Source organism: Bradyrhizobium sp. 160 (assembly GCF_023073735.1).
Lineage (GTDB): Bacteria > Pseudomonadota > Alphaproteobacteria > Rhizobiales > Xanthobacteraceae > Bradyrhizobium.
The window spans coordinates 303,377-322,274 of the sequence record NZ_JADPKD010000034.1 but is presented as its reverse complement, the minus strand read 5'-3'; the positions used below and the strand labels follow the sequence as shown (position 1 = coordinate 322,274).

Here is an 18,898-nt window from a genome sequence, read left to right as displayed (position 1 = left end):
GAATAGATTTTCTTCGCGCCAAAACAATTAAACCCAGGCGAGCGCGCCACTGCTTCATACGTTGCCATTCATTAAGTTAAAGTTCCCTCATCCCATCCAAATGCGCGCAATTCGGTGCACTCTCTGTGGCAGCCGCAGCGTGCGCTAGGACGGCATCATTGTGCCAGCAGGCGGCGTTTCAGCACGGCGGCGAGGCGGCCGACGAAGGCCCATCTTGCCGGGCTGCGACTGCGCCGTGTGCGCGGCCCAGTGCTCAACTTCGTCTCGCGCAGGAATACCCTGGTTCACGCGCAGAGCGCCGCATATTGGAAAACGAGGGTCTCGCTTAACGGATTATTGAGCCTGTTCGTCAAGGGGTCGGCAAGCATGCCAACCGAAGGTCGCGGCCATCGCTCTCATGCGCGCCGGCCGTCCGCATTCAGCGCCCGCAACATGGCGATGCGGGCAAACATCACCCAGCCGCCGCCGGTCTCGGCCGCATTGATCAAGGTTTCGATGGCAGTCTGCCAGTGCGCCTCGTGCTGCGCATCGTCCGGGAGCTGCATGATGTAGTCCGCCGCTTCCTGAAGCGTGAGCAAGTTGCGCTTGTTGCTCACACGAACCGGATCGTCGAACGCCGTCGACCAGGGCATGTCAGTCCGGCCGACCGGCGAGGGGGGACATCACGCGAGATCGTAAGTGTGAGGTCGCTAACCGGCCTTCTTCGTTCGCGCTGGCGCACGTACTGGCTTGTCGGCCCTTTTCGAAGCCTCTTTGGGCGCGGTTTTCGCCGCGGCGTCCTTGCCGCTCTTGCCGGCGATTGGCAGCAGCATCTCGCGCTGGCCCTCGACGCGCTTCTTCGGCTTCTTGCCCTTGACGGTCTCCTTGGCGACCCCCGCCGCGGGAGCCGTCTCCCGCTCGCTCGCGAGACTCTTCTTCAGCGCGTCCATCAGATTGATGACGTTGCCGCCGGTCTTCGGTGCCGCCTTGGCGGTGATCGGCATGCCGCTGCGTTTCTTGTTGATGAGATCGATCAGCGCGGTCTCGTAGTGATCTTCGAACAGCTCGGGCTCGAAAGCGCCGGACTTCTTCTCGACGATGTGCTTGGCAAGGTCGAGCATGTCCTTGGTCAGCTTCACGTCCTGGATGTCGTCGAAATATTCCTTTTCACTACGCACTTCGTAGGGATAGCGCAGCAGCGTGCCCATCAGCCCGCTCTCGAGCGGCTCCAGCGCGATAATGTGCTCGCGGTTGGTCAGCACCACGCGGCCGATCGCGACCTTATCCATGCTGCGGATCGTTTCGCGGATCACCGCATAGGCGTCGTGGCCCACCTTGCCATCGGGCACGAGGTAATAGGGACGGATCAGGTAGCGGCTGTCGATGTCCGCCTTCGGCACGAACTCGTCGATCTCGATCGTGTGCGTGGAGTCCAGCGCGATCTCGTCGAGCTCATCTTTGGTGACCTCGATATAAGTGTCGGTATCGACCTTGTAGCCCTTGACGATGTCCTCCGACGTCACCTCGTCACCGGTCTCGGCATCGACCTTGAGGTACTTGATCCGGTGGCCGGTCTTGCGGTTGATCTGGTTGAAGGAGACCTTCTCGGTATCCGAAGTGGCCGGATAGAGCGCGACCGGACAGGTCACGAGCGATAGACGCAGAAAACCCTTCCAATTGGCGCGGGGGGCCATGGGCTACTCCAAACGCAACGGGGACAGACGACTAGGATACCATCAGGGCACAACGAATCATAGCAAGGCGGGTTGCTGAATCTTGCAACTGCGTTAACCGGCCGCTGGGCCTGCTCTCCTGCGGATCGAAGCGTAAAGGCCGGAACATCATATTCAATCAGGCGTTGGCTCGGGACATCGGCTGCGAGGAGGTCGCGGCTATCGAAGCGACGTCCAGAGATTGAGGGCATTATGGCAACCACGCGAGAGCGGCATCAGATCGTGGAAACTCCGACCGAGGCGCGCCAGGGCGAGCCCGGGCCTTCGGTGGCGGCGCTGCTTGCCATCTCGACGGGCCTTGCCGTCCTGATCCTCGCCGTCGTCTGGTTCGTGTTCTTCCGGACCTGACCCGGCTGGATCCGAACGCCACGGATCTTCATATTCGCCGCGTGACGCAACACTTTGCGCCCGCCATGCTGCCGGCTCGCCCGGTTGCCTGGCGGGCGCAGTCGCGTCGGCGCGTCAGAGGTCGTATATGACCAAAAAGTAACCTGGCCGGTTCCCCGCGTTCATATTGGGTTCACGCCGGAATTGCTCATCTCTGGCCGTGGTCATGCAGCCTGTTCTTGCAGCTAATCTTTGGAGAGAAGCGTGCGCCTGCTCGTTGTTGAGGACGACCCCGATCTCAATCGCCAGCTTACCAAGGCGCTGACCGACGCCGGTTACGTCGTCGACCGCGCTTTCGACGGGGAGGAGGGGCATTATCTCGGCGACAACGAGCCTTATGACGCCGTGGTGCTCGACATCGGCCTGCCGAAGAAGGACGGCATCTCGGTGCTGGAGGCCTGGCGCCGCAACGGCCGCACCATGCCGGTCCTGATCCTCACTGCGCGCGACCGCTGGAGCGATAAGGTGCAGGGGTTCGACGCCGGCGCCGACGACTATGTCGCAAAGCCGTTCCATTTGGAGGAGGTGCTGGCACGCATCCGCGCGCTGCTGCGCCGCTCGACCGGCCACGCCCAGAGCGAGCTCAGCTGCGGTCCCGTTACGCTCGACACCAGGACAGGCCGGGTCAGCGTGTCAGGCAATCCCGTGAAGATGACCTCGCACGAATATCGGCTTCTGGCCTATCTGATGCACCATTCCGGGCGTGTCGTCTCCCGCACCGAGCTGGTCGAGCATCTCTACGACCAGGATTTTGACCGCGACTCCAACACAATCGAGGTCTTCGTCGGCCGCATCCGCAAGAAGCTCGACGTCGACATCATCCAGACCGTTCGCGGGCTCGGCTATCTCCTGACCCCGCCCAGTCCCGGCGCTTGAAGCGGCTTGACGGGCGGCCCGCCAGGGGCCTTGGTCCGGTCATGACCGACGCTTTGCCATCCTGCGCCTCCCGGGATCGTTCCGATGCCCGCTAGCTCACTTGCGAACCGCCTGTTCCTCTCGGCGACCGCGTGGCTCGTGGTGATCCTGGCCATTACCGGCGTCGTGCTGTCCTCGGTCTACAAGAACGCCACCGAGCGCTCCTTCGACCGCCGTCTCAATCTCTATCTCCGCACGCTGATCGCCGAGGTCGCCACCCCCGACGAGCCGCCCGACCGCCAGTTCCAGTCGCTGGGCGAGCCCTTGTTCGACCTGCCGCTGTCCGGCTGGTACTGGCAGATCACGCGGACCGACACCGAGAAGCCGGAAGTGCGCTCCTCGCGCTCGCTCTGGGACAAGAAACTGCCGAAATTGGAAGAGCAGGGGGCCGAGCTCACCGCCGCCGGCATCCGGCTCGCCTATGTCGACGGGCCGGAAGGGCAGAACCTGCGTATGGTGGAGCGGCCGGTCGATCTGGGCGCCGACGGCAAATTTCTCGTCAGCGTGGCCGGCGACGCCACCGAGATTTTCGACGAGACGCGGAGCTTCGACTATTACCTCGGCGGCACGTTTACGGCGCTCGGCATCGTGCTGCTGCTGACGACCGTGTTCCAGGTCCGCTTCGGTCTGGCGCCGCTCAAGCGCATCTCGGAATCCATCGCCGACATCCGCTCGGGTCGGGCGGAGCGACTCGAGGGTGAATTTCCCGTCGAGATCGCGCCTCTGGCGCGCGAGACCAATGGGCTAATCGATGCCAATCGCGAAATCGTCGAACGGGCGCGCACCCATGTCGGCAATCTCGCCCATGCGATCAAGACGCCGCTCTCCGTCATTCTCAACGAGGCCGGCGCCCACGCGGCCGATCCGTTCGCGGCCAAGGTGATGGAGCAGGCCGACGTGATGCGCGACCAGGTTGCCCATCATCTGGAGCGCGCGCGCATTGCGGCACGGGTCTCGGTGGTCGCGACGGTGACGGAGGTGGCGCCCGCGATCGAGGCGCTGCGGCGGACGATGGAGAAGATCCATCGCGACCGCGGCATCGTGGTCGAGGCCAAGGCCGATCCGTCTGCGAGGTTCCGGGGCGAGCGCCAGGATCTGGATGAGATGGTCGGCAATCTGGTCGACAATGCCTGCAAATGGGCAGCCTCACGCGTCTTCATCGAGGTTGCGGTCGAGACGCCGCAACTGGCCGGCTCCGGCCCACGTCTGCGGATCATCGTCGACGATGACGGCCGCGGCCTGTCGGAGGCCGAGCGCACCCAGGTCTCCCGGCGTGGCCAGCGGCTCGACGAGTCCAAGCCGGGCTCGGGGCTGGGACTGTCGATCGTGACCGACCTCGCCGCGCTCTATGGCGGCAGCCTCTCCCTCGGCGGCGCGCCGATCGGGGGGTTGCGAGCCGAGCTGGTCCTCCCGGGATTGTAATCTCTTGTTCTCACTTGATTTTTCGCCGTGGCCGATGCTTCTCGGCAAAAGCCGGTGGCATTCGAGGCGACTTCCTAAACGGCTTCTTAAGTGGGGAGCTCCTAAGATCGCGCCCGGACGCATCCCATGTCCGCCATTTACCGTGCATGACCCGGGCGCATGAGCCAGACATCGATCGAGCGGCTGAGGGAATATCTCGCGCAGCTCCCGCCGCAGTCGCAGGCACTGCTGATGCGAGAGTTCGAGCGCGCGCTGGAGCGCGGCCAGGACACGGCTGTCGCGACCCTCGTGCTCGAGCAGTTGCGCAAGATCGTCCGCAAGACCGAAGCCGACGAAGCCCCGCCGCCGCGCACGGACGATCTGTCGCGGCTTCTCTTCCAAGTGCTGGAACCGTTCCTGGTCGAGGCGGGCGCCCCGGTCCGGGTCGGACAAATCCGCCGCTCCTCGCTGCATCCAATCTGGCAATGGCTCGGCCGTGACGGCGCCCCGGACAAAGTCAAGGAATTCGAGGCGGCGCTGGCACGCATACCGCTAGACAGTGCAGGCCAGGTCGAGGCGCTGGCCTCGAGGCTCCAGGCGGTGGCGGCGAACGCCATCCTCGAGCTGACGGGGCCAGGCGGCGGCGACAAGTCGCGCGCGCTGGCCCGTGTCGGCCCGCCCAACGTGATCGAGGACCTCTATTCAATCGGTGCGGTGCTCCAGGTTCGCGAAGCCATCGCCGCCCTGAACGAGAAGTTGCCGCGCTTCTTGCGCGTCTTCGGTGATTCCCAGATCGCCTCGGTGACGTCGGCGCTCAACATTCCAGTCCTCCAGACCCCGCAGATGCTGCCCTTCGCGCTGTCCATGGTGGTGCAGCGGATGACCGCGCCGTGGCAGATCATCCGCCTCGCCATCAAGATTGCCGCCTCGGACGACGAGATCCGCGTCGCGGCAACGCCCTATGGTGTCGCCGTCACGATCGCCCTGCACGATCTGTCCTGTGTGGCCGCGGTCCTGCGCATGGACATCAAGCGCGGCCATTTCGACAATGTCGCCGACAATCTCAAGGCGCTGCATGACGGCGTGCGCGGCCTGCGCACCGAGCTCGATCTGCGGAACGATTCCGCCTGGGGCAAGCAGTTGGTCTCGATCCGGGCCGACATCTCCAATGCGCTGCAATCCGAGATCGACAGCGTTCCCGGCCGCGTTCGTCGCATCCTGCGCCAACGCGCCGAGAAGGACATTCCGCCAGGGGCGCGAATCGACAGCACCGAGGTCGAGGAAACCGTGGCGCTGATCGATTTCGTCGCGACCTGCCGCAACTATGCGAGTGAGCTTGCGATCAACGAGGTGACGCTGCGCACCTATTCCGACCTCCAGCAATATGTCGAACGCTCGACCGAGCAACTGGTGCAGTCGCTGCGCGCCGCCGATCACAAGGTCCGCACCTATCGGCAGCAGCAGGTGCAGGCCGCGATCCGCTTCTGTCAGGTGCTGTTCGGCGACGACTACGCCTCGCTGATGAGTCGCGCGGCCGAGAATGCGGCGACGGGCGAGCGCAAATCGTCGCGCGCAAGCTGATCCGAGCGCATATTTTCGTTGTCACAATTTCTGGTTGACGGTACCGATATCGCGCCCTACGGTCGCCAGCAAGTCTGGGGAATTTCTATTTGTGGGCGCATGAAACCGGTTATCAGCTCCATCGAAATCGAGAACCGCGTCGTTGTTGCCAAATATCAGAGACTGATGGTCGGCGCGAAGGTGGTGCTGGTCGAGAAGGCAAGCGGCCGGCAATTGTCTGAAACGCTCACCAGGGTCGCGTCTCCGGTTCCAGTCGGGGCGCTGCGCATCCGATTGCCGGATGCTGTCAGGCCGGGAACATATTTCCTGAAGGCCTTCAACGGGCACGGCGAGGATGCCGCGCAGAGTGCGGACTTCGACATCGGCTAAGCTGTTGGAGTTTCTCCGTTTCGGGACCAGGCGCGGTCGCGCCGAATTGACAATTGTCAATTGCCGCCTCCTCCGGCCGTGGTGTAAAGCCACCTATGGGCGCGGATCGCGCGCCGCCGGAAGCCTGCCAGATGACGCTATGGTTCGTGTTCGCGCTGATGACAGTCGCGGCGATTTTCGCCGTGCTTCTGCCGCTCGGCCGCAGCGGAGCCGCGCAAAATCAAGGCAGCGAGATTGCCGTCTACAAGGACCAACTGGCCGAAATCGAGCGTGATCTCGGCACCGGACTGATCGCCGCTCCTGAAGCCGAGGCGGCCCGCGTCGAGATCAGCCGCAGGCTGCTCGCCGCTGCCAGCGAACCTGCCATGGCGCCGAAATCGAGCCTCAAATGGCGCCGCGCGGCCGCGGTGCTGGCGTTGGCCGGCCTGCCGCTGGTTGCGGTCGGCGTCTATATGCCGCTGGGCTCGCCCAGGCTTCAGGACTTTCCCTTGGCGCAGCGCGAGCGTGGATCCGGATCCGGGATGGCGCAATCGCTCGAGAATCTCGTCGTGCAGGTCGAGCAACATCTGGAAAAAAATCCGACTGACGGTCGCGGCTGGAACGTGCTCGCGCCGGTGCTGGAGCGGCTCGGCCGCTTCGATGATGCCGTGCGCGCCTATCGCAACTCGCTCACCTACAATGGCGAGAGCGCCGAGCGCCGGTCCGATCTCGGCGAGGCGCTCTCGGCGGCCGCCGGCGGGGTCGTGACCGCCGAGGCCAAAGCGGAATTCGAGCGTGCGCACGCGCTCGATGCCGATGATGCCAAGGCGAACTACTTCCTGGGGCTCGCCGCCGAGCAGGACGGCCGCAAGGATGATGCGGCCAATATCTGGCGCGCGCTGCTGGCGAAGGCGCCGGCGGATGCGCCGTGGCGATCTCTGGTGCAGTCCTCGCTGGCGCGGGTCGGCGGCGGCACGATGCCAGCGCTGTCGGACGAGACGATCGCAGCCTCCAAGGATATGGCCGAGGACGATCGCAACGCGATGGTGCGCGGCATGGTCGAACGCCTCGCCACCCGCCTCAAGCAGAACGGCGGCGACGTCGAGGGGTGGCTGCGCCTGGTGCGCGCCTATCTCGTGATGGGCGACCGCGGCAAGGCGGTGGGGGCATCGGCCGATGCCCGCCAGGCGGTTGCCGGCGATGCCGAGCGGCTGCGCCAGCTCAACGAAGGGCTCAGGACTCTCGGGCTCGACGGATGACGATTTCGGGACCAGACGAGCGGAGAACGGATACGCCATGACGCGCAAGCAGCGACGTATGACCATCATCGGCGGCTCGCTCGCCGTGCTTGCGCTCGCCGCCGCGCTGGTGCTCAACGCATTGCGCGACTCCATCGTGTTCTTCTCGACTCCGACCATGGTGGCCGAGAAGCACGTCGAACCCGGCAAGCGGTTTCGTCTCGGCGGGCTGGTGCAGCCCGGCTCGCTCCAGCGCGGCGACAATCTCGCGGTGACCTTCGAGGTCGCCGACGGCAACGCCAAGCTGCCGGTCGCCTACAAGGGCATCCTGCCGGACCTGTTCCGTGAAGGGCAGGGCGTCGTTGCCGAAGGCGCACTCGACGGCAACGGCGTGTTCAAGGCCGACACCGTGCTCGCCAAGCACGACGAAACCTACATGCCCAAGGACGTTGCCGATGCCCTGAAGAAGCAGGGCCACTGGAAGGACGATTACGACGCAAAGGCTTCTGAAGCCAAGGCTTCTGATGGCAAGGCTTCGGGCGGCAGCAAGCCTGCGGCCACGACGGCGCAGGGTAACCCGCAGGGAGCCATGCGGTGATCGCAGAATCCGGACATTACGCGCTGGTGCTGGCGCTCGGGCTTGCACTGATCCAGTCCGTCGTGCCGTTGATCGGTGCACGCCTGCACGACACCGCGCTGATGAACGTGGCGCGGTCCACCGCGCTGGCGCAACTGCTGTTCGTCGGGGCATCGTTCATGGCGCTCGTGATGCTGCACGTGAACTCGGATTTCTCCGTCGCCAATGTCTACGAGAATTCCCACTCGATGAAGCCGCTGCTCTACAAGATCACCGGCGTGTGGGGAAATCATGAAGGCTCGATGCTGCTATGGGTGTCGATCCTCGCTTTGTTCGGCGGGCTGGTTGCGGCTTTCGGCAACAATCTGCCGCTGTCGCTGCGCGCGCACGTGCTGAGCGTCCAGGCCTGGATCGCCAGCGCCTTCTATCTCTTCATCCTGATGACATCGAACCCCTTCCTGCGCATCACGAGCCCGCCGCTCGAGGGACGCGATCTCAATCCGGTGCTCCAGGACATCGGTCTCGCCGTGCATCCGCCGATGCTCTATCTCGGCTATGTCGGCTTCTCGATCTCGTTCTCCTTCGCCATCGCGGCGCTGATGGAGGGGCGGATCGACGCGGCTTGGGCGCGCTGGGTGCGGCCGTGGACGCTGGTGGCCTGGATCTTCCTCACGCTCGGCATCGCCATGGGCTCGTACTGGGCCTATTACGAGCTCGGCTGGGGCGGCTGGTGGTTCTGGGATCCGGTCGAGAACGCCTCGCTGATGCCGTGGCTCGCCGGCACCGCGCTGCTGCATTCGGCGCTGGTCATGGAGAAGCGCAACGCGCTGAAGGTCTGGACCATCCTGTTGTCGATCCTGACCTTCTCGCTGTCGCTGCTCGGCACCTTCCTGGTCCGCTCCGGCGTCATCACCTCGGTGCATGCTTTCGCGACCGACCCGACCCGCGGCGTGTTCATCCTGCTGATCCTCTGCCTGTTCATCGGCGGCAGCCTGGCGCTGTTCGCGGGCCGTGCCACCTCGTTGAAGCAGGGCGGCCTGTTCGCGCCGATCTCGCGCGAGGGCGCGCTGGTGCTGAACAACCTGCTGCTTACCGTCGCCTGTGCGGTCGTGCTGTTCGGCACGCTCTATCCGTTGGCGATGGAGATGCTGGCCGACTTCAAGATGTCGGTCGGCGCGCCCTTCTACAACCTCACTTTCGCGCCGCTGTTTGCCCTGTTGCTGTTCGCCGTGCCGTTCGGGCCGATGCTTGCGTGGAAGCGCGGCGATCTGCTCGGCGTGACGCAGCGCCTGCTCGCGGCGGGCGTTGCCAGCCTTGTCGCCATCGCCGTCGCCTGGGCCTGGGCGCGCGGCGGCAGCGCGCTGGCGCCGCTGGCGATCGGGCTTGGTGTTTTCGTCATCGCCGGCGCTGTCACCGACATCGTCGAGCGGACGGGCCTGGTTCGCCTGCCGTTCGCCACAGTGCTGAACCGGGCGCGTGGCCTGCCGCGCTCGGCCTGGGGAACCACGCTGGCGCATGCCGGCCTCGGCGTCGCGCTGATCGGGATCGTCTGCGAGACCACCTGGAACAGCGAATATATCGCGACGATGAAGCAGAGCGACGTCGCCCATGTCGCCGGCTACGACGTGAAGCTCGAGGGGTTGTTTCAGCGTCAGGGCCCGAACTACCGGGAGATGATCGCCGAGTTCAATGTCAGCCGCGACGGCGAGACGCTGAGCATGATGACGCCGTCCAAGCGCAGCTTCACCACGCGCGGCTCGTCCACCACCGAAGCGGCCCTGCTGACGCGCGGCGCGAGCCAGCTCTACGTCTCGCTCGGCGATGCCACCGCCGAGGGTGCCATTGCCGTGCGCATCTATTACAAGCCGATGGTGCTGCTGATCTGGTGGGGACCGGTGCTGATGGCGTTTGGCGGCGTGCTGTCGCTGTCCGATCGCCGCTTGCGGGTCGGCGCGCCCAAGCCGGCGCGGGCCAAGCAGCGGCTCCAGCCCGCGGAGTAATCCGATGCGCCGGATAAGGTTCGTGATCGTCGCGCTGATGCTGCTGGCCTCGCCTGCGGCACACGCCGTGCAGCCCGACGAGATCATGTCGGATCCCGTCAAGGAGGCGCGTGCGCGCGAACTGTCGCGCGAGCTGCGCTGCATGGTCTGCCAGAACCAGTCGATCGACGATTCCGACGCGCCGCTGGCGCGCGATTTGCGGCTGCTGGTGCGCGAGCGGATTGCCGCCGGCGACAGCAATTCGCAGGTGCTCGACTTCTTGGTCGCGCGCTATGGCGAGTTCGTGCTGCTGAAGCCGCGCTTCGAACGCCAGACCCTGCTGCTATGGCTGCTCGCGCCGCTTCTGTTGGTTGGCGGCGGCCTGGCGCTATGGCTGCAAATCCGGCGCCGCGCGCGGAGCGGTGCAGATCTGCCAGCACCGCCGCTCACGCCCGAGGAAGAGGCGCGGCTCGCCGGCTTGATGTCGGACGATGCGAAGTCGCAGTAGCTGAAAACGGGGCGCGGCCCAGAAAGCCCAACGGCCTCGAGTGGTGCCGCTGCGGAGCAATCCAGGTCACCAAAAGCTGTTCCGATACGTTTCACCGGAACTCGACTAAGTTCCTGTAGGACCAGAACTTTTAGCCTGCGTTAAACTGCCGCATCGCCGCTGCCCTTCATTACGAAAGTTTAACCCCGCCGCCAGCGCGCGGTAAGGCGGGAGCCCCCATCTTCAGGTCCGCAAGGTGCTGGCATCCGGCACCTAAAAGAATTCAAGGCCCTGGAGATTTCTGCATGACCGACCGTTCCGACCTCTCCCACCTCCCGTCCTACCGGCAGCCGCGCCGGTCGGTATTCTCCGCGCGCAAGATCGCGCTGATGGCCTCGGTCGTCGCCGGCCTCGGCGCATCCGTCTATGGCTTCAGCCCGTCGACCTCGCCGGGCGACCTGTTCTCCAGCCCGGCGCATGCGCAGGTCAACCAAGAGGTTCGGAAGGTCGAGCGTCCGATCGGCTTTGCCGACATCGTCGAGCGCGTGAAGCCGTCGGTGATCTCGGTGAAAGTGAACATGAAGGAGAAGACCGCGAGCAACGATGACGGCGATGATTCCTCCTCGCCGTTCCAGCCGGGCTCGCCCATGGAGCGCTTCTTCCGCCGCTTCGGTGGTCCGGATGGTTTCCCGGGCCTGAAGGGCGGTCGTGGCCGCGTCGTTCAGGGCCAGGGCTCCGGCTTCTTCATCTCGCCCGATGGCTATGCCGTGACCAACAATCACGTGGTCGACGGCGCCGACAAGGTCGAGGTCACCACCGACGACGGCAAGACCTATACCGCCAAGGTCATCGGCACCGACCAGCGCACCGACCTCGCCTTGATCAAGGTCGAGGGCAGCTCGAATTTCCCGTTCGCCAAGCTCGCCGACGGCAAGCCGCGGATCGGCGACTGGGTGCTCGCGGTCGGCAATCCCTTCGGCCTCGGCGGCACCGTGACCGCCGGCATCGTCTCGGCCAGCGGCCGCGACATCGGCAACGGTCCCTATGATGATTTCATCCAGATCGACGCGCCCGTGAACAAGGGCAATTCCGGCGGTCCGGCCTTCAACACCGAGGGGGAGGTGATGGGCGTCAACACCGCGATCTACTCGCCCTCCGGCGGTAGCGTCGGCATCGCGTTCTCGATACCCGCCAACACCGTGAAGAGCGTGGTGGCCCAGCTCAAGGACAAGGGCTCGGTCAGCCGCGGCTGGATCGGCGTACAGATCCAGCCGGTGACGTCTGACATCGCCGACAGCCTCGGCATGAAGAAGGCCGAAGGCGCGCTGGTCGCGGAGCCGCAGGCGAACGGTCCGGCGGCGAAGGCCGGCATCGAGTCCGGCGACGTGATCACCGCGGTCAACGGCGAGCCCGTCAAGGACGCTCGTGAGCTTGCCCGCACCATCGGCGGTATGGCGCCCGGCGCCTCGGTGAAGCTCAACGTGCTGCACAAGGGCCAGGATAAGGTCGTCAACCTCACCCTCGGCCAGCTGCCGAACACGGTCGAGGCCAAGGCCGACACCGACAATGACAGTGGCAAGGGTGCGAGCCGCGGCACCGACGTGCCCAAGCTCGGCATGACCGTTGCGCCCGCCAATTCCGTGGCCGGCGCCGGCAAGGAAGGCGTCGTGGTCACCGAAGTCGATCCGAAGAGCGCCGCGGCCGAACGCGGCTTTAAGGAAGGCGACGTGATTCTCGAAGTCGGCGGCAAGAGCGTCAGCACCGCCGCCGAAGTCCGCGATGCCATCAACACGGCGCGGACCGACAACAAGAACAGCGTCCTGATGCGCGTGAAGAGCGGCGGCCAGTCGCGCTTCGTCGCCGTGCCCATCGCCAAGGGCTGAGGCCTCAGGAGGCTTACGAGATGAAGGGTGTCGCCGGCATCAGTCGCCCCCGCCGACGGCGCCCTTCGGGGGAGCAGCGCAACGTTTGCTTCCCCTGTCTACCTTCCGGTGGAATTACGCCCCCCTCCGTCGGAAGGCCTAGGGCGGTGAAGTCCCCCCAGCTTCACCGCCCGCCTTTTCCCCGATCCGAGATCGTTCCGCTCGGCTTGCATGCGATTGCCGCTCGCGCCATGTTTAGAGAAGGTTCACTCCCTTGACTGCCGCCGAACGCACGATGCGCCTCCTCATCATCGAAGACGACCGCGAATCCGCCGACTATCTCGTGAAGGCGTTTCGCGAAGTCGGACACATTGCCGATCATGCCGCCGACGGCGAGGAAGGCCTTGCCATGGCCGAGAACGGCGATTACGACGTGCTGGTGGTCGACCGCATGCTGCCCAAGCGCGACGGCCTGTCGCTGATCGGCGCGCTGCGCGACAAGGGCAACACCACGCCGGTGCTGATTCTCTCCGCGCTCGGACAGGTCGACGACCGCATCAAGGGGCTGCGCGCCGGCGGCGACGATTATCTGCCAAAGCCTTATTCGTTCGCCGAACTGCTCGCCCGCGTTGAGGTGCTTTCGCGCCGCCGCGGCGGGCCCGCCGAGGACACGCTCTACCGCGTCGGCGATCTCGAGCTCGACCGGCTGTCCCACCGCGTCGCCCGCGGCAAGGACGAGCTGACGCTCCAGCCGCGCGAATTCCGCCTGCTCGAATACCTCATGAAGCACGCCGGCCAGGTGGTGACGCGCACCATGCTGCTCGAGAACGTCTGGGATTATCATTTCGATCCGCAGACCAACGTGATCGACGTGCACATTTCGCGGCTGCGCTCCAAGATCGACAAGGGCTTCGAGCGCCCGCTACTGCATACGATCCGCGGCGCCGGATACATGATCCGTGACGGCATTCGGTAAACTCGTCCGCACCACGGCATTCCGGCTGACGCTGGTCTATCTGCTGCTGTTCGCGATGTTCGCGGCTTCGCTGCTCGCCTATTTCGCCTGGAATACGCGGCGGCTGATCACCGAGGAGATCACGCAGACGGTGAATTCCGAGACCTCGGAGATCAACGAGATCTACGGCCGCCGCGGCCTGCGGGGCCTCGTGCTCGCGATCGAGTACCGGGCGCTGCGGCCGGGCGCCAACCTCTATCTGGTGACTACGCCGACTGGGCAGGCGATCGCCGGCAACGTCGGCTCGCTCGCGCCCGGCGTGATGGCGACGCGCGGCTGGTCCGAGACAGCCTATCGGCGGATCGAGGATGCTGACGAACGCGATCATCGCGCGCTGGTGCGCGTCACCGAGCTGGAGAACGGCTTCCGGCTTCTGATCGGCCGCGATCTCGACGAGCGGCGGCGGCTGTTCGGCATCGTCGCGAAGGCGGCGCAATGGTCGATCCTGATCGTCGTGGTGCTCGGCCTCGGCGGCGGCGTCTTCGTCGCGCGCCGCGTGCTGAGGCGCATCGATGCCATGACCGGCACCGCGCAGCGGATCATGACCGGTGATCTCAGCGAGCGCCTGCCCGTGGGGCGCAGCGGCGACGAGCTCGACCGTCTCGCCGAAAACCTCAACGCCATGCTGGAGCGGATCGAGGCGCTGATGGCGGGGCTGAAGGAAGTCTCCGACAACATCGCCCACGATCTCAAGACGCCGCTGACGCGCTTGCGCAACCGCGCCGAAGAGGCGCTGGCGAAATCGGGCTGCGAGGCGGACTACCGTGCAGCGCTGGAGCGCACCATCGAGGAATCCGACGGGCTGATCCGCACCTTCAACGCGCTTCTGATGATCGCGCGTGCCGAATCCGGGCAGGCGCGCGGCAACATGGACGATTTCGACGCTGCCGAGGTCGCGAATGGCATCCACGAACTCTACGAGCCGCTGGCCGAGGATGACGGCATGACCCTGAAGGTCAAATGCGAGCCGGCGCCGGTTCACGCCAATCGCGAACTGATCAGCCAGGCGCTCGCCAATCTCGTCGAGAACGCAATCAAATACGGCAAGCCGGCGGCGCAGACCGCGGGAACCGTGGTCAGCATGGACGTGAGGCAAATCACGATCGAGGCGAGGCGCGATGGCGACCAGGTGCTGCTCAGCGTCACCGACCGTGGTCCGGGGATCCCCGAAGCGGATCGCAAGCACGTCGTCGAGCGATTTGTGCGGCTGGAGGCCAGCCGCACGCTGCCGGGCTCCGGCCTCGGCCTCAGCCTCGCCTCGGCCGTTGCGACATTGCATGGCGGTGAGTTGCGCCTAGGCGATGCCCATCCCGGTCTCGTCGCCACGCTGGTGCTGCCGGCGCGCGCGGGCGCCGGCGACAGGGTTGCTCCGCCAATGCCGGATGTGCCACAGAAGGTGGCATGAACCACTCCGCGCCGGGAAACGCGGACAAACATGGTGAGAGCCTCGCGGCACGCTTCGCGGAGGCTCCCTATGTTGCCGCTTCCACAACCGACCAAAGACGCTTCGAAAATTGGCTGGCCGAGCTCGAGCCGGTGCAATCGACTCGTCTCCAATCCCTGCTGGTTCGTCCCTTCGCGCGGGATATTCTGACCGGCATCGCGGAATTCTCGTCCTATCTGTTCGATCTGATGCGCGCCGATCCCTTGCGCCTGATGCGGTTGCTCGAATGCGATCCGGAGGTGCATCTGGGGGCGCTGATGGCGGAGGCGAGGGCCGCCGTACTCGCGGCGCCGGATGAAGCCGAGGTGATGCGCCTGCTTCGCCGGATGAAGGCGGAGGCGGCGCTGCTGATCGCGCTGTGCGATATCGGCGGCGTCTGGCCGGTGATGCGGGTGACGGCGGCGCTGACAGATATCGCGGTGTTCTCGGTGCAGGCGGCGCTGCAGTACTTGCTGCGGCAGGAAGCTGCACGCGGCAAGCTCTCACCGCCCGATCCCGAGGCGCCCGAAGAAGGCTGCGGGCTGATCGTGCTCGCGATGGGCAAGATGGGCGCGGGGGAGCTGAACTATTCCAGCGACATCGATCTCATCGTGTTCTTCGATCCCGATGCCACCACGCTCGCGCCCGATATCGAACCGCAGCCGTTCTTCGTGCGCGTGACGCAAGGCATGGCGCGCATCCTCCAGCAGCGCACCTATGACGGCTATGTCTTCCGCGTCGATCTGCGGCTGCGGCCCGATCCGTCCTCGACCCAGGTGGCGATCTCCCGCGATGCCGCGCTGAACTATTACGAGCGGGAAGGGCGCACCTGGGAGCGCGCCGCGATGATCAAGGCGCGCGCCTGCGCCGGCGATCCCCGCGCGGGTGAAGCGCTTTTGGCAGAGATCGCGCCCTTCGTCTGGCGCAAGCATCTCGACTTCGCCGCGCTTGCCGACGTGCACGATATGAAGCGACAGATGCAGACCTATCGCGGCCAGAGCGAGGTCGCGGTCGAGGGCCATAACGTCAAGGTCGGGCGCGGCGGCATCCGCGAGATCGAGTTCTTCGCGCAGACGCAGCAGTTGATTGCGGGTGGCCGCCATCCGGAATTGCGGGTCCGGCCGACGCTCAAAGCGCTCGACGTGCTCGCCTCCAGCAACTGGATCACGTTCACGGCGCGCGACGAACTGACCACGGCCTACGAATTCCTGCGCCGGGTCGAGCATCGCCTCCAGATGATCGCCGACGAGCAGACCCATACACTGCCCGAGGACAAGGAGGCGGTCGAGCGCTTCGCCTGGTTCTTCGGCTACCCGGACCGGGAGGCCTTTGCGCGCGACCTGTTGCACCAGCTCCAGATCGTCCAGGGGCACTACGAAAAACTGTTCGAGGGCGATGATCCGACCGGGACGGCCAAACTGCCGGCGCTCGACTACAGTGCCGGTCCCGACGATCCGCGCCTGCTCCAGCACATTGCGGCGCTCGGCTTCAAGAAGCCGGCCGCCGTCGCGCAGACCGTGCGCGACTGGATCACCGGCGACTATCGCGTGTTCCGCAATGAGGCGACGCGCAACGCGTTCGTCGAATTCGTGCCGGCCTTGATCGATGGTCTCGCCCATGCCGAGGAGCCGAACCGTGCGGTCGTGGCGTTCGATCATTTCCTCGGCGCGCTTCAGCGCGGCGGCCGGCTGATCACGCTGCTCGGTCAGAACCGCGATCTGGTCGCACTGGTGGCGCTGGTGCTAGGCGCGGCGCCCCGGCTCGGCGAGATGCTGGCGCGCCAGCCGCAGCTCATGGACGGCCTGATCGATCCGCGCTTCTTCGGCGCCATGCCGGACAGGCAGGAATTGTCGGGACGGTTAGCTGCGACCGTGCAGGACGCGGGCTCCTACGAAGAGTTCCTCGATCGCCTGCGCCTGTTCGGACAGGAGAGCCTGTTCCTGATCGGTACGCGTATCCTGTCCGGCACGGTGTCGGCGCAGCAGGCGAGTACCGCTTTTGCGGACGTCGCCGAGGGCATCGTCCACACCGTGCATGGCCTCGTTGCCGAGCGCTTTGCCGCCCAGCATGGCCGCATTAGGGATCAGCAGACCGCGATCATCGCGATGGGCCGGCTCGGCAGCCGCGAGATGACGGCGTCGTCCGATCTCGACCTGATCCTGCTCTACGATTTCGACAGCGACAATCCGGACTCCGATGGTGCGAAATCGCTGCAAGGTGCCCACTACTTCGCCCGCTTCACCCAGCGTCTGATCAGCGCCTTCACGACGCGCACCAATTACGGCGTGCTCTATGAGATCGACATGCGGCTGCGTCCGTCGGGACGCGCCGGTCCCGTGGCCTCGAGCCTGGTTTCGTTCGCGGACTACCAGGCGAACGAGGCCTGGACCTGGGAGCACATGGCGCTGACGCGCGCGCGCGTGGTGTCGGCCTCGCCCGAATTCCGGGAACGAATCGAGCGCGTCATCCGCGACGTCCTGACCCGCCGCCGCGATCCCGCCATCACCGCCAACGACGTTGCCGACATGCGGCGCGCCATCGCCCAGGAGAAGGGCGAGGCCGATTGCTGGGATCTCAAACATGCCGCCGGCGGCATGGTCGACATCGACTTCATCGCGCAATATCTTCAGCTCGTGCACGCCCACGACAAGCCGGAGATCCTCGACGTCAGCACCATGCAGGTGCTGGAGAACGCATGTAGGCTCGGCGTGCTCGCGCAATCTGAAACCGAGATATTGCGCGCCGCGGCCCGGCTCTATCACGACCTGACGCAGATCTTGCGGCTCTGCGTCAGCGACCGCTTCAAGCCGGAGACCGCCGGGACCGACCTCCTGCGTGTGATGGCGCGCGCCGGCGACGCGCCGGATTTCTCGTCGCTGCAGGCGCGTGTAAAGGAGACGCAGAGCGAGGTGCGGCGCGTGTTCAGGGTGCTGCTGGAAGGGTCGTCGTCTGCTTCAGCGAGGTGAGGGCCTCGCGGACATCAGGCGCAAGGCCCGCGCCCCCCGCATCGAGATGGGCGAAGATCGCGCGTTTCATCCGGGGATCCCAGAACTTCTTGATGTGCTCGGCGATGCCCGGCACGGCCCTGTCGTGGCCCTGACTCTGGAAGAATGTGCCGATCTGGTTGGCCATGTAGATCAGACGGTCAGGCGACATCAGCAACCTCCCTGGCATGGCGGGCGACGACCCGGTCACCATGCGAGAACACTTCGAAGCCGTCCTGGCGGGCAATGGCAATCAGCGTGATGCCGGCGGCTTCCGCCGTGCGCACCGCGAGCGCGGTCGGCGCCGACACGGCAACCATCACGGGGGCGCCGATCGCGGCTGTCTTCTGCACCATCTCCACCGAGACGCGGCTCGTGAGCAGCACCATGCCGCCGCGCGCATTGGTGCGGCTGCGTGCCAGGGCGCCGGCGAGCTTGTCGAGCGCATTGTGGCGGCCGACGTCCTCGCGCAGCGCGACGATGTTGCCGGCAGGGGACCAGAACGCGGCAGCGTGAACGGCGCGGGTTTGCAGGTTGATCGATTGCAGGGGCGCGATGGCCTGCATCGCCATCATGATTTCTTCCGGCGTGAAGCTCTGCCCCTGCGGCACCACGGCCGCCGGGCGCACCGCCTCGGCAATGGACTCGATGCCGCAGATGCCGCAGCCGGTCGGACCTGCGATGTGGCGACGACGCTCGTTGATGCGCGCGGCAAGCTTCGGCGCCAGCCACATGCGCAGCTCGATGCCGTCGTCGAGGCGGACGATTTCGAGCGATCGGATCTCGTCGGCCGATCCGACGATGCCTTCGCTCACGCTGAAGCCGACGGCGAAGTCCTCGAGGTTCTGCGGCGTCCCCATCATCACGGCGTAGGTGCCGCCATTATAGGTCAGCGCCAGCGCCGTCTCCTCCGGGATCAGCCGCGCGCCCTCAGAGGCCGTCCCGTTGCGCCAGATTTCACGATCGATAGCCTGGACCGCTACGTGCAT

General features: G+C 65.6%; 17 protein-coding genes. 13 read left to right on the top strand and 4 right to left on the bottom strand.

The genetic code is table 11. The features are described from left to right. Nucleotides 1-395: 395 nt before the first annotated feature. Both IVA98_RS15355 and ku read right to left on the bottom strand, forming a co-directional pair. Nucleotides 396-632, bottom strand: a complete 237-nt coding sequence (locus tag IVA98_RS15355; protein WP_247275862.1) for a hypothetical protein — start codon at nt 630-632, stop codon at nt 396-398. A gap of 57 nt (nt 633-689) precedes the next feature. Next, nucleotides 690-1,673: a non-homologous end joining protein Ku gene (ku, locus tag IVA98_RS15350; protein WP_247301248.1), complete on the bottom strand. Its 984-nt coding sequence runs from the start codon at nt 1,671-1,673 to the stop codon at nt 690-692. 231 nt (nt 1,674-1,904) lie between these two features. Here ku and IVA98_RS15345 point away from each other — a divergent pair, with 231 nt between their 5' ends. The 13 genes from IVA98_RS15345 to IVA98_RS15285 all read left to right on the top strand — a co-directional run bounded on the left by IVA98_RS15345 (nt 1,905) and on the right by IVA98_RS15285 (nt 17,891). Next, nucleotides 1,905-2,060 carry a hypothetical protein gene (locus tag IVA98_RS15345; RefSeq protein ID WP_247275860.1) on the top strand — a complete coding sequence of 52 codons (156 nt, stop codon included), beginning with the start codon at nt 1,905-1,907 and terminating at the stop codon, nt 2,058-2,060. Between the two features lie 243 nt (nt 2,061-2,303). Then, nucleotides 2,304-2,975, top strand: a complete 672-nt coding sequence (locus tag IVA98_RS15340) for a response regulator transcription factor (RefSeq protein ID WP_128934932.1) — start codon at nt 2,304-2,306, stop codon at nt 2,973-2,975. Between the two features lie 84 nt (nt 2,976-3,059). Then, nucleotides 3,060-4,436, top strand: a complete 1,377-nt coding sequence (locus tag IVA98_RS15335; protein ID WP_247301247.1) for an ATP-binding protein — start codon at nt 3,060-3,062, stop codon at nt 4,434-4,436. Between the two features lie 159 nt (nt 4,437-4,595). Then, nucleotides 4,596-5,996, top strand: a complete 1,401-nt coding sequence (locus IVA98_RS15330) for a hypothetical protein (RefSeq protein WP_247301246.1) — start codon at nt 4,596-4,598, stop codon at nt 5,994-5,996. A 99-nt stretch (nt 5,997-6,095) separates the two neighbouring features. Beyond that, nucleotides 6,096-6,365 carry a hypothetical protein gene (locus IVA98_RS15325; protein ID WP_247275889.1) on the top strand — a complete coding sequence of 90 codons (270 nt, stop codon included), beginning with the start codon at nt 6,096-6,098 and terminating at the stop codon, nt 6,363-6,365. Nucleotides 6,366-6,496: 131 nt separating this feature from the next. Further along, nucleotides 6,497-7,603: a c-type cytochrome biogenesis protein CcmI gene (gene ccmI / locus IVA98_RS15320; protein ID WP_247301245.1), complete on the top strand. Its 1,107-nt coding sequence runs from the start codon at nt 6,497-6,499 to the stop codon at nt 7,601-7,603. 37 nt (nt 7,604-7,640) lie between these two features. Then, complete coding sequence (ccmE, locus tag IVA98_RS15315; RefSeq protein WP_247301244.1) at nt 7,641-8,180, top strand: cytochrome c maturation protein CcmE; 540 nt, start codon at nt 7,641-7,643, stop codon at nt 8,178-8,180. After that, nucleotides 8,177-10,159, top strand: a complete 1,983-nt coding sequence (locus tag IVA98_RS15310; protein WP_247301243.1) for a heme lyase CcmF/NrfE family subunit — start codon at nt 8,177-8,179, stop codon at nt 10,157-10,159. The genes ccmE and IVA98_RS15310 overlap by 4 nt, the downstream gene beginning before the upstream one ends. A gap of 4 nt (nt 10,160-10,163) precedes the next feature. Beyond that, nucleotides 10,164-10,646 (top strand): cytochrome c-type biogenesis protein, encoded by a 483-nt coding sequence (locus IVA98_RS15305; protein WP_247301242.1) that lies wholly within the window; start codon nt 10,164-10,166, stop codon nt 10,644-10,646. Between the two features lie 284 nt (nt 10,647-10,930). Beyond that, on the top strand, nt 10,931-12,508 hold the full coding sequence (locus IVA98_RS15300) for a Do family serine endopeptidase (RefSeq protein WP_247301241.1): 1,578 nt from the start codon (nt 10,931-10,933) through the stop codon (nt 12,506-12,508). Between the two features lie 274 nt (nt 12,509-12,782). After that, nucleotides 12,783-13,463: a response regulator transcription factor gene (locus IVA98_RS15295; protein ID WP_247275851.1), complete on the top strand. Its 681-nt coding sequence runs from the start codon at nt 12,783-12,785 to the stop codon at nt 13,461-13,463. Then, complete coding sequence (locus IVA98_RS15290; RefSeq protein ID WP_247301240.1) at nt 13,447-14,907, top strand: sensor histidine kinase; 1,461 nt, start codon at nt 13,447-13,449, stop codon at nt 14,905-14,907. Before IVA98_RS15295 ends, IVA98_RS15290 begins: the two co-directional genes overlap by 17 nt. Further along, nucleotides 14,904-17,891: a bifunctional [glutamine synthetase] adenylyltransferase/[glutamine synthetase]-adenylyl-L-tyrosine phosphorylase gene (locus IVA98_RS15285; RefSeq protein WP_247301239.1), complete on the top strand. Its 2,988-nt coding sequence runs from the start codon at nt 14,904-14,906 to the stop codon at nt 17,889-17,891. Before IVA98_RS15290 ends, IVA98_RS15285 begins: the two co-directional genes overlap by 4 nt. Here the strand turns inward: IVA98_RS15285 and IVA98_RS15280 are convergent. Next, on the bottom strand, nt 17,848-18,081 hold the full coding sequence (locus IVA98_RS15280; protein WP_247301238.1) for a formate dehydrogenase subunit delta: 234 nt from the start codon (nt 18,079-18,081) through the stop codon (nt 17,848-17,850). The genes IVA98_RS15285 and IVA98_RS15280 overlap by 44 nt on opposite strands. Next, complete coding sequence (gene fdhD, locus IVA98_RS15275) at nt 18,071-18,898, bottom strand: formate dehydrogenase accessory sulfurtransferase FdhD (protein ID WP_247301237.1); 828 nt, start codon at nt 18,896-18,898, stop codon at nt 18,071-18,073. The genes IVA98_RS15280 and fdhD overlap by 11 nt, the downstream gene beginning before the upstream one ends.